Consider the following 13,390-nt stretch of genomic DNA (forward strand, 5'->3'; position numbering starts at 1 on the left):
CTGCGTCCCCCCCCGCCCGGGGGGGTTCAACGCGGGCCCTGGGGGGGGGGCGGGGGGGGGGCGGGGGCCCCCCCCCCGAGGCGTCAACCCCGGAGCCGCCTGCTCAATCGCCGCAGGGGCTCAAAAGATTGGGGCTCTGCCCCATGCCCCGCTGCTCAATCGCCGCAGGGGCTTGATGTGCCGCACCGGTCTCAAGGGAGCCGCAGGGTTGGGGGTTCACACGGTGGGGGCGGAGTGCGAGGGTGTGATCATGAGCCGCACCCTCATGGAAGAGCTCCGTACGGGCCTGCCCGCGGAAGCCGTCATCGTCGACGCCGACGTCACCGCCTCGTACGCCCACGACATGGCGAGCTTCTGCGACGCCGGCACCCCCGCCGTCGTCGTCCTGCCGCGCACCGTCGAAGAGGTCCAGCACGTGATGCGCACGGCGACCGCGCTGCGCGTCCCGGTCGTCCCGCAGGGCGCCCGCACGGGCCTGTCGGGCGGGGCCAACGCGAGCGAGGGCTGCATCGTCCTCTCGCTCGTCAAGATGGACCGCATCCTGGAGATCAACCCGGTCGACCGGATCGCCGTCGTCGAACCGGGTGTCATCAACGCCACGCTCTCCCGCGCGGTGAACGAGCACGGGCTCTACTACCCGCCGGACCCCTCCAGCTGGGAGATGTGCACCATCGGCGGCAACATCGGCACGGCCTCCGGCGGCCTGTGCTGCGTGAAGTACGGGGTGACGGCGGAGTATGTGCTCGGGCTCGACGTCGTCCTTGCCGACGGCCGGCTGCTGCACACCGGCAAGCGCACCGCCAAGGGCGTCGCGGGCTACGACCTGACGCGGCTCTTCGTCGGCTCCGAGGGCAGCCTCGGTATCGTCGTGAAGGCGACGCTCGCGCTGAAGCCGCAGCCGCCCCAACAGCTCGTGCTGGCAGCCGAGTTCGCCTCGGCGGAGGCCGCCTGCGACGCGGTCTGCCGGATCATGGAGGGCGGGCACGTACCGTCGCTGCTCGAACTCATGGACCGTACGACGGTGAAGGCCGTCAACGACATGGCCAACATGGGCCTGCCGGAGACCACGGAGGCGCTGCTCCTCGCCGCCTTCGACACCCCGGACCCGGTGTCCGACCTCGCCGCCGTCGGTGCGCTGTGTGAGGCCGCGGGCGCCACCCAGGTCGTGCCCGCCGAGGACGCCGCGGAGTCCGAACTGCTGCTCCAGGCGCGGCGGTTGTCGCTCACCGCCCTCGAAGCGGTCAAGGGCACCACGATGATCGACGACGTGTGCGTGCCGCGCTCCAGGCTCGGCGAACTGCTCGAAGGCGTCGAGCGGATCGCCGAGAAGTACAACCTCACCATCGGTGTCTGTGCGCACGCGGGCGACGGCAACACACACCCCACCGTCTGCTTCGACGCGCAGGACGCCGACGAGGGACGCCGCGCCCGCGAGTCCTTCGACGAGATCATGGCGCTCGGCCTCGAACTCGGCGGCACCATCACCGGCGAGCACGGCGTCGGCGTGCTCAAGAAGGAGTGGCTCGCCCGCGAACTCGGCCCGGTGGGCGTCGAGATGCAGCAGGCGGTGAAGGCGGCCTTCGACCCGCTGGCCCTGCTCAACCCCGGCAAGCTGTTCTGATCACGGAGCGTGCGTCCCCGCACGCGTATGAGTGACATAAAGGACGAAAGCCTCATGCGGTGGGGCGTCGCCCGGCGGGATCCTGAACGGGTCGCACGGCCGGCCGTCAGGGCGCCGGCCGGCATCCCGCAGCCCGATGAGGTCCAGCCGATGAGCAACAGCACCGCCAGCCGCAACCACGACAAGTCCGCCCGCCGCCGCAGGACGACCGCCGCCGTACTGGTCGGCGCCATCGCGCTGTCCTCCGTCGGCCTCGGGATCGGCACGGCGGTCGCGGATTCGGGCCCCGCCCCGGCGGTCCCCTCGGTCACCGCCGTGCCGGACCCGGGCACACCTTCCGCGTGACCCTGACCCCGTGCCGGAGCACTCACAGGTCCCCGGCGGACGACTCGTCCCCCGGCCACGGGTCGCGCAGGTACAGGTCGTCGGTGGCCGGCGTCGGGGTGAGCAGCTCGGCCAGGGCGTCGTCGATGCCGAGCTGATCCGTCTCCGTGCCGGGTGGCACCGCCCGGAGCGTCCGCTCCAGCCAGGCCGAGACCTGCGCGGCCGGCATCTCGAGCAGCGCGTCCCCGTCCGGTGAACTCAGCGCCACCAGCACCACGCTGCGCCCGTCCACCTTCGTCGGCCACACCCGCACGTCCCCGTGACCGCAGGGCCGGAACACGCCCTCCACGAGCAGTTCGCGGGCGAAGGTCCAGTTGACCGGGTGATGCGAGCCGATGTGGAACGTGACGTGGACGGCGTAGGGGTCGTCGGTCCGGTAGGTCAGTCGGGCCGGTACGGGGATGCTCCGCTCCGGCGAGAGAACGAGCTTCAGTTCCAGTTCGCGTTCCACCACGGTGTGCATGTCGTGCGCTTCCTCTCCGTCGTACGGGTCCGGAGCGGGCCCGTTGGAAGGTGAGAGCACGATCTGCCGGGAGCATTACGCGAGTTCGACGAAGATATTTCCCGGTGTTCCGGAGCGGGCACCGGGTTCCCCGGAAAGTGGTCCGTAACGGCGGAGCGGCACGGGCGGGCGCGGCGGTCTGATAGATGTGGAACCCACAACAAGACCCCCGAGCAGATACGGGACGACGGACATGAGTGCGCCAACCCCGGCCCCCGGTGACGACAGGCCCCGCGACGGCTACTACCCCGATCCGTCCATTCCCGGATATGTCCGGTACTGGAACGGGGCTGCGTGGGTTCCGGGCACCAGCCGCCCCGCCCCCTCCGACGGGCAATCCCTTCCGGCTCCGCCCGGAGCGGGCTCCGCCGCCCCCACCTCGGTGTCCGAACCCCCTCCCGCGGAGGAGACCGGACCCGTCTTCCTCGACGAGGAGCCCTCCGTGCGTACGGAGATGGGGCCCTCGGACCACGGGCACGACCACGGGCATGACCACAGCCACGGCGCGCCCGCGTCGCCCGAGCCCGCGTCCGCCTGGCAGGCCAACACCGCCCGGCAGGCGGGCTTCGGCGCCGAACAGGCCCACCGGGTCTCCTGGGGCTCGGACCCGGGTGCCGAGACCCCCGAGCAGTCCTCCCCGGAGGCGTCCGCGCCGCCGGAGCGCACGGACGGCACGGTCAAGCTCCGCGCCATGCGGCAGCCGGGAGCCGGGCAGCCGGCCCCCGCCGACGGCACGATGGCGTTCCGGGCGCTGCCGAAGCAGGACGGCCAGGGCGGGGCCACCACGCCGGGGCAGTCCCAGGCGCAGTCCCGCGCAGGACTGAACCCGCAGCCCGCCCCGCAGGCCCCGGCCGCCCCGGCCCAGCCGAACGTCCCGCAACAGCAGCCTCAGCAGCCCCACCAGCCCCAGCCTCAACAGCCGCCGCACCAGCAGCCGCCCCAGGCGCAGGCGCACCTCCAGAGCCCCATGACGCAGGGGCCCGGCGGCGGCTCCCCTTCGTGGCCGCAGCAGGTGCACCAGCTGGCAGGACAGGGGCAGGGCCCGGGGCAGGTTCAGGGGCAGGCGCCCGCGCCCGCCGCCGATCCGAACGGCCCGGTGGCCCCGTTCAAGCCGGTCGCCAGCGACCCGTTCCTCGCCGCGGCGCAGGCCGCCGCGGCCGCCCGCCCGGCGAGCCTCGGCAAGCGGCTCGCGGCCCGGCTCATCGACTCGGTCGTCGTCGGCGCGGTCACCGCGACCGTCGCCGTGCCGCTCGGCACCAAGGCCGCCGACCACATCAACGGCAAGATCGACGAGGCGAAGGCCTCCGGCCACCAGGTCACGGTGTGGCTGCTCGACGGCACGACGGGCAGCTACCTGGGCGTCATCCTCGCGGTGCTGCTCGTGGTCGGCACGCTCTACGAGGCGCTGCCGACGTCGAAGTGGGGCCAGACCCTCGGCAAGAAGCTGCTCGGCCTGACGGTCCGTGACATCGAGGAGCACGAGGCCCCGACGTTCGTATCGGCCCTCAAGCGCTGGCTCGCCTACAGCGTGCCCGGCGTCCTCGTCGTGGGCGTGCTCGGCGTCCTGTGGGGCGCCTTCGACCGCCCGTGGCGCCAGTGCCTCCACGACAAGGCGGCGCGCACCTTCGTAGCGGCCGACTGACAGCCGGGGTCCTTCAAGATCCGTCGGGAGGGCCCCGGGTCATCCGGACGGCGGCCCGCCGCGTGCAGCGCGGCGGGGTTCGCGTTCCACTCGGGCCATGAGCACCGAACCGCCGCCCGGGTCCGGCCAGCCGCCGGACGACGACCCGTTCCGCAAGCCGCCGCCGACCGACCAGGGTGGCGGCTCGCCGTACGACAACCCCCAGAACCCCTACGATTCGGCGCCCCCACCACCGCCACCGCCACCGAACGGAGGCGGCGCCCCGCCCCCGTACGGCGGTGATCCCTACGGTGGTGGCTACGGCGCGGCCGATCCGCTCGCGGGGATGCCGCCGCTCGCCGACAGCGGCAAGCGCGTCCTCGCGAGGATCATCGACATCATCCTCATCGCGATCGTCGTGGGCCTGCTGTCGTGGCTCTTCGGGGTCGGCCAGTACAACATCGACACCGATGAGATGGACGCCGGCAAGCGGTTCGGCCAGTCGCTCATCGGGGCCATTCTGTACGTCGGGTACGACACGATCATGATGGCGAAGACCGGGCAGACGCTCGGCAAGAAGCTGCTGAAGCTGCGCGTCGCCAACCTCAGTGACGGCGCGACACCCAGCATGCAGACCAACCTGTTGCGCGCGGCCGTCCTGTGGGTGCCCGCGGTGTTCTGCTGCGCCTGCATCTGGACGGCGATCTGCGGCGGCTGGAGCTTCTTCGACAAGCCCTACAAGCAGGGTCTGCACGACAAGGCGGCGAAGACCGTGGTGGTCAGCGCCGCCTGACCCGACACCGCACCGATGAACCGGCGGGTCCGTGTCTCACGGGCCCGCCGGTTCGCGTGCGCGCGAGGCCTCGGTCGGGGCCGAGGGGGAGGGGAGCGTGGTGCTGAGGCGCTGCGCGGGCACCCGCTCGCCCGCGGCGGCCGCCCCCGCGGAGGGCTCCCGCTTGCGGGTCGGTACCGACATCGCCACGAACAGGCCCAGGATGAGCGCGGAGACGGCGATGACCGGGACGCCGGGCCCCGACTCCGTCCGGGACAGCAGAACCATGGCGATGGTGGAGCAGACGACGGTGGCCGAACCGTATGCGAGCTGAGCGACAGTCGGGCGAGGCATGGTGAGATCCGTCCTCGTGACATCGGGGGACTATTCGGACCTGTGCCCGAGCAGAGCACCCGGTAAGCATGCCCTAAGCATTGCTGCCGGAGCATGGGGGGCGCACGGAGTCACCGCGTATGCCAAATGGGCGGAAAGGCGCGCCTGTTGCTCGTGCGGACGGCCGCGGCCGGCACGTCCGCATTTCGGACCGGGCGCTCTGCATAGTGCAGAACGAACACCTCAGTCAAGGTCTGTTATTTCTCCTCTACTTCCGCTCAAATAGCGTCACTTGTGACGCGTGGCGCACACGCCACGGAGGAGGGGACCACTCAAGTGACCATCAAGAGACGGGCGTTGAGATCGGTCGCCGTGCTCGCGACCCTCGCCGCCACCGCGGCCACGGGCTCGCTCGCGGCGACCGGCGCCCAGGCCGACACCCCGGCCGCGACGAGCGCGACCGCCGACGGAAAGACGTACGGGGGGAAGGGGCACGTCTTCGACGGCCCGTTCAGCAAGCAGCAGGAGAAGCAACGGCAGGCCGCGCTCCAGCAGGTCCTCCAGGGCACGTCGAAGGTCCAGGAGAAGCACGGCTCCAAGGTCGTGGAGCTGTCGAAGGGCAAGTACGTCGAGCTGGGCCGCGAGCGCACGGACAAGATCTTCACGATCCTGGCCGAGTTCGGCGACAAGGTCGACGACACCACCCTGGTGGACCGCGCGGACGACGACACCGACGAGCTGAAGCCCAAGTACGGCGGCACGCCCGGACCGCTGCACAACCGGATAGCCGAGCCGGACCGTGCCAAGGACAACAGCACGGCCTGGCAGAAGGACTACAACTCGCAGCACTACAAGGACCTCTACTTCGGATCCGGCAAGACGGCCTCCGGCAAGGGCGCCGAGTCCCTCAAGACCTATTACGAGAAGACCTCCTCGGGCCGCTACTCGGTCGAGGGTGAGGTCTCCGACTGGGTCAAGGTCGACTGGAACGAGGCCCGTTACGGCTCCAACTACTGCGGCGCCGACAACTGCCCGAACGTCGAGGACCTGGTCCGCGACGGCGTCAACGCCTGGGTCGCACAGCAGAAGGCGGCCGGCAAGTCCGACGCCGACATCAAGGCCGACATGGCCCAGTACGACCAGTGGGACCGCACGGACCACGACAACGACGGCGACTTCAACGAGCCCGACGGCTACATCGACCACTTCCAGATCGTGCACGCGGGCGAGGACGGCTCGGCGGGCGGCGGCGCGCAGGGCGGCGACTCCCTCTGGGCGCACCGCGGTTACGCCTTCTCCCGTGACGACGGCGACACGGGCCCGTCCGGCTTCAAGGCGGGCGGCACCCCGATCGGCGACACCGGCATCTGGGTCGGCGACTACACGATGCAGCCGGAGAACGGCGGCCTCGGCGTCTTCGCCCACGAGTACGGCCACGACCTGGGCCTGCCCGACCTGTACGACACGACGTACACGGGCGAGAACTCGGTCGGCTTCTGGTCGCTGATGTCCGCGGGCTCCTGGCTCGGCACCGGCAAGGACGCCATCGGCGACATGCCGGGCGACATGACGGCCTGGGACAAGCTCCAGCTCGGCTGGCTGAACTACGACAAGGCGAAGGCCGCCACCAGGTCGACGCACAAGCTGGGTGTCTCGGAGTACAACACCAAGCTCAAGCAGGCGCTCGTCGTCGAACTGCCGAAGAAGAACGTCACCACGGACATCGTGAAGCCCGCCGAGGGCGCGAAGCAGTGGTGGTCGGACTACGGCGACGACCTGGACAACACGCTGTCGCGCACGGTCGACCTGACCGGCAAGAAGACCGGTTCACTCGAACTCGACGGCTGGTACGACATCGAGAAGGACTACGACTACCTCTACACGCAGGTGTCCACCGACGGCGGCGCGAGCTGGAAGACCGTCGACGGCACCGCCGACGGCTCGCCGATCCCGCGCGACGGCGGCGACAAGCCGGCCCTGACGGGCACCAACGGCAAGTTCCAGCACCTGAGTTACCCGCTGGACGACTACGCAGGCCAGAAGATCGACGTCCGCTTCCGCTACAAGACCGACGGGGGAGTGGCCCAAATGGGCTTCGCCTTCGACAACTTCACGGTCGAGGCGGACGGTGCGGCCCTCTTCACGGACAACGCCGAGACGGAGCAGGCCGGTTGGACCACACGCGGCTTCTCCCGCGTGGGCGCGTCCATCTCCGGCGACTACCCGCAGTTCTACATCGCCGAGAACCGCCAGTACGTCTCGTACGACAAGACCCTTGAGGTCGGCCCGTACAACTTCGGCTGGCGCGACGGCGGGGCCAAGCAGAACCGGGTCGAGCACTACGCGTACCGCCCCGGCCTCATGATCTGGCAGTGGGACACCTCGCAGCGCAACAACAACGTCGGCCAGCACCCCGGCAAGGGCCTGATCCTCCCGGTCGACGCGCACGCGAAGCCGCTGAAGTGGTCCGACGGCAAGCTGATCACCAACAAGATCACGCCGTACGACGCCGCCTTCGGCCGCTATCCGGTCCCCGGCATGACGCTCCACAAGCTGGGCGTCGAGACCAGGATCCCGGCGCAGTCGGGAACGCCCGTCTTCGACGATCACAAGGGCACGTACTGGTACCCCGAGAACCCCACGGGAAGCGTGCGCACAACTGACACCAACACCAAGATCAGCATCGTGAAGCAGCCCCGGGACGGCTCCTCGATGACGATCAAGGTGGGCCCTTCAGGACGCTGATCTTGTAAACCCGCAGGTCAGAAACGCATCGGCCGCGACCCTCTAGCGGGGTCGCGGCCGGTCGTGTTTAGGTGCGTCCTGTGAGTTCCTTATTGACACTACGTCTCACGGGGGTGTGACAGTCATGTCCGCAGGAGGGTTCTGCAAGCTGCCGGGAGGCACCGTGGTGGTCGCTCTGACCCTGCCCGCGCCCGGCTCCGCCAACGGCGCCGTGCGGGTCCTGGTGCACGCCGTGAGCCGCCCCCGGGCCCTGACCCGCCTGCGCAACCTGGGCCTGCGCGCGGTCTACCTCCGCGGCAACGCCCACCCACCGACCCCGGACGAGATAACCGCCGTCCTCCACCACCCCGACGGCCTCATCTGGCGCACGGCCCCGGACGCGACGACGGGCGAGCTGTGGCACCCGATACGCGCGCTGTTGCCGGGGAGAGTCAGCGCGGCAGGCGCCTGATCAAGCCCCCACCCCGCCCCTTCCCGAAAGCCCTGCCGGACGGGCCTGCCTTTCCAGCCCCGCCGGCGTTTGAGGCGATCTTTCAAGCCCCTGCGGCGCTTGAGCAGCGGGGCCCGGGGCAGAGCCCCGCGACCTAGGCCACGACGGGCTTACCCGTAAGTTCCACCCCGGCCGAGCGCAGCTCATCGAGCGCCGCCTCCGTGGAGGCAACCGCCACCCCGGCCGTCAGGTCGAGCAGCACCTTCGTACGAAACCCGTTCCGCACCGCATCAATCCCGGTCGCCCGCACGCAGTGATCCGTCGCGATCCCGACCACATCCACCTCGGACACCTCCCGCTGCCGCAGCCACTCCGCCAACGGCACCCCGTTCTCATCCGCCCCCTCGAACCCGCTGTAGGCGGCCGAGTACGCCCCCTTGTCGAACACCGCATCGATCGCGCCGGAGGCCACCGCGGGGGCGAAGTTCGGATGGAACCCCACCCCCTCCGTCCCGGCGACACAGTGCCGCGGCCAGCTGCGCTCGAAGTCCGGCGTCTCCGAGAAGTGGTCACCGGGGTCGACGTGATGGTCACGCGTGGCGACGACGTGCTGGTAGCCCCCGCCGCCGGCCTGCCCGACGAGATCGGTGATCGCGGCAGCGACATCGGCACCCCCCGCCACCGCGAGGCTGCCGCCCTCGCAGAAGTCGTTCTGCACATCCACGACGATCAGGGCGCGACGCATGATTGCTGTCCTTCTGCTTGGAGACTACGAGCGTAGAAGCTTCAAGTGCGTTGCGGGAGAGGGCATGGGGAGCGCACGGAGAACGACAGGCCCTGGAAGGCTCTAGACGTACTCGGTCGGAATCACCGGCTCGCCCCTGGACAGCTGAGTCGCCGACAGCGGCAGCAGATCGCGCGCCGCGATGTGCCGCTCGCGCACGGCGTCGAGCGGCTCACGGGCCAGCACCTCGCCGCCCTTGACCAGCTCGACGAGGAGCTGCCGGTCGGCAAGCTCCGCCGGGACGGCCCCCGTGCCGACGACCTCCGCCTCCGCGACCCCGTCCGCGTCCGGCCGGCGCGCGGCCCACTTGCGGCCGCCGACCGAGGTCTTCCCGCCCGCCGACTTCTTCGCCACGGGCACCAGCGGCGCCTTCGGGTCGGCGGACTCGGCGCGCGCGACCAGCTTGTAGACCATGGAGCAGGTCGGATGCCCGGACCCGGTCACCAGCTGCGTACCCACCCCGTACGCGTCCACGGGAGAGGCGGCGAGCGAGGCGATGGCGTACTCGTCGAGGTCGGAGGTGACGACGATCTTGGTGTTCTCTGCGCCCAGCTCGTCCAGCTGCTGACGCACCCGGTGCGCGACGAGCAGCAGGTCGCCGGAGTCGATCCGGACGGCGCCCAGCTCGGGCCCCGCGATCTCGACGGCCGTCGCGACCGCCTCCTGCACGTCGTACGTGTCCACGAGCAGCGTCGTCCCCTTGCCCAGGGAGTCGACCTGGGCCCGGAAGGCGTCCCGCTCGGTGTCGTGGATCAGCGTGAAGGCGTGCGCGCTGGTGCCGACGGTCGGGATCCCGTACCGGAACCCCGCCGCCAGGTCGGAGGTCGTCGCGAACCCGCCCACGTACGCGGCGCGCGAGGCGGCCACGGCGGCCAGCTCGTGCGTGCGGCGGGCGCCCATCTCGATCAGCGGCCGCTCGCCGGCGGCCGAGGACATCCGGGAAGCGGCGGCGGCGATCGCCGAGTCGTGGTTGAGGATCGAGAGGATCACCGTCTCCAGGAGCACGCACTCGGCGAAGGAGCCCTCGACGCGCAGCACGGGGGAGCCGGGGAAGTAGACCTCGCCCTCGGGGTAGCCCCAGATGTCGCCGGAGAAACGGTAGTCCGCGAGCCACTGGAGCGTCGGCTCGTCGACGACGTCGCGCTCGCGCAGGAAGTCGAGCACCTGCGCGTCGAAGCGGAAGTTCTCGACCGCGTCCAGGACGCGCCCGGTGCCCGCGACGACGCCGTAGCGGCGCCCCTCGGGCAGCCGCCGGGTGAAGACCTCGAAGACCGAGTGCCGGTCGGCGGTGCCTGCGCGCAGGGCCGCCTGCAGCATCGTCAGCTCATAGTGGTCGGTGAAGAGCGCTGTCGACGGAACGTCCACCGGCAGGCCCAGGTCCGCTGTGTTCATAGGATGGATGCTACCCCCGATTAACGTCAAGGTGACGATTTCTGCGTCCGTTTGTGCGTGGGGCGGGTGGTGGTGGCAGCATGGGCCCTGTGACGGCTCCAACACCCCTTGAGATCGAGAGGCCCGAGACGACGGAGGACGTGTCCGTCGTCCCCGAGCCGGACGTCCCCTGGATCACGCTCGTCCACAATGATCCGGTGAACCTCATGAGTTACGTGACGTACGTCTTCCAGTCGTACTTCGGGTACTCCAAGGACAAGGCCACCAAACTCATGATGGACGTGCACCAGAAGGGCCGGGCCGTCGTCTCCGCGGGCAGCCGCGAGGAGATGGAACGCGACGTGCAGGCGATGCACGGATACGGCCTGTGGGCCACGCTTCAACAGGATCGGAAGTAGCAGCATCCCGATGCCAGGACACTTCGAACCGATCCCCGGCGGCGGCGCGGCCGTCGCCCTCGACGACGTCGAGATCTCCATCATCCGCTCGCTCGCGGTGCAGCTCCTCGAGCTGGTCGGTCCCGGGCCCGGCGGCGAGGTGAGCGACGACCCGCTCGCGGAGCTCTTCGCCGAGGGGCCGAGCGAGCCGCCGTCCGACGCGGTCCTGCGCCGCCTCTTCCCCGACGCGTACGGCGGTCCGGGCGCCGAGGGCGGGACCGCCGAGGACGCCGAGGAGCTGCGCGCCCATTCCTCGGAGTTCCGCCGCTTCACCGAGAACGATCTGCGGGCCGGCAAGCGCGAGGACGCCCTCGCGGTGATCCGCACGCTCGACACGCTCAGCCCGGCCGGCGACGGCGGGGCGGTCCTGAAGCTGTCTCAGGGGGAGTCCATCCAGTGGATGCGGGCGCTCAACGATCTGCGCCTCGCGATCGGCACCCGCCTCGACATCACCGACGAGGAGGACACGGACCTCCTCTACCGGCTCCCGGACGACGACGCGCGCAAGCCGATGGTGATGGCGTATCTGTGGCTCGGCGGGCTTCAGGAGACTCTCGTCGAGACCCTGATGGCCTGACCGCCGGTCAGGTTGTGCTGTTCGCTCAGCGGGTCCTCAAATCCGTATAACGATCCCGTCACCACACCCACCCACATTGCGGCGCGGTGATTTGTTTTGTCCTGTTTTCCCAGTGGCGTACGCCACATGCGTCTCGGTCGACCCCGATGAACGCCGTGATAAATCTTCACGACCACCTGACGGACGCCACCCCTGTCCAGTCAGAGGGCGCCCCGACCGGCCGACCGCCGGTAGGCACAAAGCTCCATCCATCCAGGGGCCCAGACCCCAAAGGATCGTCACAGTCGATCCGAGCCGAGTACGGCACGGATCGGCATGGAGAAAGGCGCACAAATGACCTCAGTGCAGGTCGACGAGCAGCACGACGGCAATGAGGCCGCGCAGGCCGAGACCGACGAGGGTTACAAGCGGGGACTCGGGGCCCGGCAGATCCAGATGATCGCCATCGGCGGCGCCATCGGGACCGGCCTCTTTCTCGGCGCGGGCAAGGGCATCTCCAAGGCGGGGCCCAGCCTGATCCTGGCGTACGCGGTCGCCGGCGTGGTCATCTTCTGCATCATGCGGGCTCTCGGCGAGCTCCTCATGTACCGCCCCGTGTCCGGCTCCTTCTCGGAGTACGCGCGCGAGTTCATCGGCCCCTTCGCGGGCTTCGCGACCGGTTGGACGTACTGGCTCTTCTGGGTCATCACCGGAATGACCGAGGTCACCGCGGCGGCCACCTATATGACGTTCTGGTGGGACATCCCGCAATGGGTGTCCGCACTCGTCTTCACGGTCATCCTCTACGGCGCCAACCTGATCTCCGTGAAGCTCTTCGGTGAGCTGGAGTTCTGGTTCTCCACCGTCAAGGTCACCGCCATCATCGGCATGATCCTGATCTGCGCCGGCATCCTCACCATCGGCTTCTCCGACGCCGGTGACACGGCCTCCGTCTCGCACCTGTGGGACCTCGGCGGCTTCTTCGCCGGAGAGAACGGCATCGGCTCCACGCTGATGACCCTGCAGATGGTGATGTTCGCGTTCCTCGCGGTCGAGCTCGTCGGCGTCACCGCGGGCGAGGCCAAGGATGCCAAGAAGGTCCTGCCGAAGGCGATCAACACCGTGCCGTGGCGCATCGCCGTCTTCTACGTCGGCGCCCTGATCATGATCCTCTCGGTCGTGCCGTGGACGTCGTTCAAGGCCGGCGAGAGCCCGTTCGTGCACGCCTTCGACAAGATGGGCCTGGGCGTCGGCGCCGCCATCGTCAACTTCGTCGTGCTGACCGCCGCGCTGTCCTCCTGCAACTCGGGCATGTACTCCACCGGCCGCATGCTGCGCGACCTCGCGCAGAACGGCCAGGGCCCGAACTTCTTCACCAAGCTCAGCAAGAACGGTCTGCCGGTCATCGGCACCACGTTCTCCGCCGCGATGATGCTGGTCGGCGTCTGGATCAACTACCAGTGGCCGGGCGAGGCGTTCAACTACGTCGTCTCCTTCGCCACCATCTCCGGCATGTGGGCCTGGATCATCATCCTGATCTGCCAGATCCGCTACCGCCTCAAGTCCGACCGCGGCGAGCTCCCGAAGTCCGAGTTCCGCGCTCCGTGGGGCGTCTGGGTCAGCGGCCTCGCGCTCGCGTTCATCTTCATGGTCATCGTCCTGATGGGCATCGACCCCGACGCGCGCGTCTCGCTGTACGCGGCTCCGGTCTGGGCCGCGATCCTGGGTGTCGCGTACTTCTTCCTGAAGAAGCGCAACCCGCAGAGCGCCGCCTTCGCGAAGCGCAACTGACGCACCGCGTCTCACCAAGTGG

At 69.7% G+C, this 13,390-nt stretch carries 13 protein-coding genes; 9 read left to right on the forward strand and 4 right to left on the reverse strand.

The features are described from left to right. Nucleotides 1–250 precede the first annotated feature (250 nt). Together ACIRHA_RS36955 and ACIRHA_RS36960 are read left to right on the forward strand one after the other, a co-directional pair. Nucleotides 251–1,621, forward strand: a complete 1,371-nt coding sequence (locus tag ACIRHA_RS36955; RefSeq protein ID WP_403855095.1) for an FAD-binding oxidoreductase — start codon at nucleotides 251–253, stop codon at nucleotides 1,619–1,621. Between the two features lie 150 nt (nucleotides 1,622–1,771). After that, complete coding sequence (locus ACIRHA_RS36960) at nucleotides 1,772–1,966, forward strand: hypothetical protein (protein ID WP_403855097.1); 195 nt, start codon at nucleotides 1,772–1,774, stop codon at nucleotides 1,964–1,966. A 22-nt stretch (nucleotides 1,967–1,988) separates the two neighbouring features. Here the strand turns inward: ACIRHA_RS36960 and ACIRHA_RS36965 are convergent, their stop codons facing one another. Continuing rightward, entirely contained in the window at nucleotides 1,989–2,468 is a 480-nt protein-coding gene (locus ACIRHA_RS36965; protein WP_403855099.1) for an SsgA family sporulation/cell division regulator, read from the reverse strand. A gap of 232 nt (nucleotides 2,469–2,700) precedes the next feature. Here ACIRHA_RS36965 and ACIRHA_RS36970 point away from each other — a divergent pair, with 232 nt between their 5' ends. After that, nucleotides 2,701–4,149: an RDD family protein gene (locus ACIRHA_RS36970; protein WP_403855101.1), complete on the forward strand. Its 1,449-nt coding sequence runs from the start codon at nucleotides 2,701–2,703 to the stop codon at nucleotides 4,147–4,149. Between the two features lie 97 nt (nucleotides 4,150–4,246). Beyond that, complete coding sequence (locus ACIRHA_RS36975; RefSeq protein ID WP_403855103.1) at nucleotides 4,247–4,921, forward strand: RDD family protein; 675 nt, start codon at nucleotides 4,247–4,249, stop codon at nucleotides 4,919–4,921. A 36-nt stretch (nucleotides 4,922–4,957) separates the two neighbouring features. Here the strand turns inward: ACIRHA_RS36975 and ACIRHA_RS36980 are convergent, their stop codons facing one another. Next, on the reverse strand, nucleotides 4,958–5,254 hold the full coding sequence (locus ACIRHA_RS36980; RefSeq protein ID WP_403855105.1) for a hypothetical protein: 297 nt from the start codon (nucleotides 5,252–5,254) through the stop codon (nucleotides 4,958–4,960). A gap of 315 nt (nucleotides 5,255–5,569) precedes the next feature. On the opposite strand from ACIRHA_RS36980, the gene ACIRHA_RS36985 reads away from it, so the two are divergent. Both ACIRHA_RS36985 and ACIRHA_RS36990 read left to right on the forward strand, forming a co-directional pair. Then, complete coding sequence (locus ACIRHA_RS36985; protein WP_403855107.1) at nucleotides 5,570–7,978, forward strand: immune inhibitor A domain-containing protein; 2,409 nt, start codon at nucleotides 5,570–5,572, stop codon at nucleotides 7,976–7,978. A 124-nt stretch (nucleotides 7,979–8,102) separates the two neighbouring features. Then, the gene (locus ACIRHA_RS36990) at nucleotides 8,103–8,429 is read left to right on the forward strand and encodes a hypothetical protein (RefSeq protein WP_403855109.1); all 327 of its coding nucleotides are present in this window, start codon (nucleotides 8,103–8,105) and stop codon (nucleotides 8,427–8,429) included. Between the two features lie 133 nt (nucleotides 8,430–8,562). Here the strand turns inward: ACIRHA_RS36990 and ACIRHA_RS36995 are convergent, their stop codons facing one another. Next, entirely contained in the window at nucleotides 8,563–9,153 is a 591-nt protein-coding gene (locus tag ACIRHA_RS36995) for an isochorismatase family protein (protein WP_403855111.1), read from the reverse strand. A gap of 102 nt (nucleotides 9,154–9,255) precedes the next feature. Next, entirely contained in the window at nucleotides 9,256–10,584 is a 1,329-nt protein-coding gene (locus ACIRHA_RS37000; protein WP_403855113.1) for a nicotinate phosphoribosyltransferase, read from the reverse strand. An 80-nt stretch (nucleotides 10,585–10,664) separates the two neighbouring features. Here ACIRHA_RS37000 and clpS point away from each other — a divergent pair, with 80 nt between their 5' ends. The 3 genes from clpS to ACIRHA_RS37015 all read left to right on the forward strand — a co-directional run bounded on the left by clpS (nucleotide 10,665) and on the right by ACIRHA_RS37015 (nucleotide 13,368). After that, entirely contained in the window at nucleotides 10,665–10,982 is a 318-nt protein-coding gene (gene clpS / locus ACIRHA_RS37005; RefSeq protein WP_403855115.1) for an ATP-dependent Clp protease adapter ClpS, read from the forward strand. Nucleotides 10,983–10,992: 10 nt separating this feature from the next. After that, a complete protein-coding gene (locus ACIRHA_RS37010) occupies nucleotides 10,993–11,598 on the forward strand; it encodes a DUF2017 domain-containing protein (RefSeq protein ID WP_403855117.1) in 606 nt (201 codons plus the stop codon). A gap of 333 nt (nucleotides 11,599–11,931) precedes the next feature. After that, complete coding sequence (locus ACIRHA_RS37015) at nucleotides 11,932–13,368, forward strand: amino acid permease (RefSeq protein ID WP_403855119.1); 1,437 nt, start codon at nucleotides 11,932–11,934, stop codon at nucleotides 13,366–13,368. The last annotated feature ends 22 nt before the right edge of the window (nucleotides 13,369–13,390 follow it).

Origin of the sequence: Streptomyces sp. NPDC102360 (assembly GCF_044766085.1) — a bacterium.
Classification (GTDB): domain Bacteria; phylum Actinomycetota; class Actinomycetes; order Streptomycetales; family Streptomycetaceae; genus Streptomyces.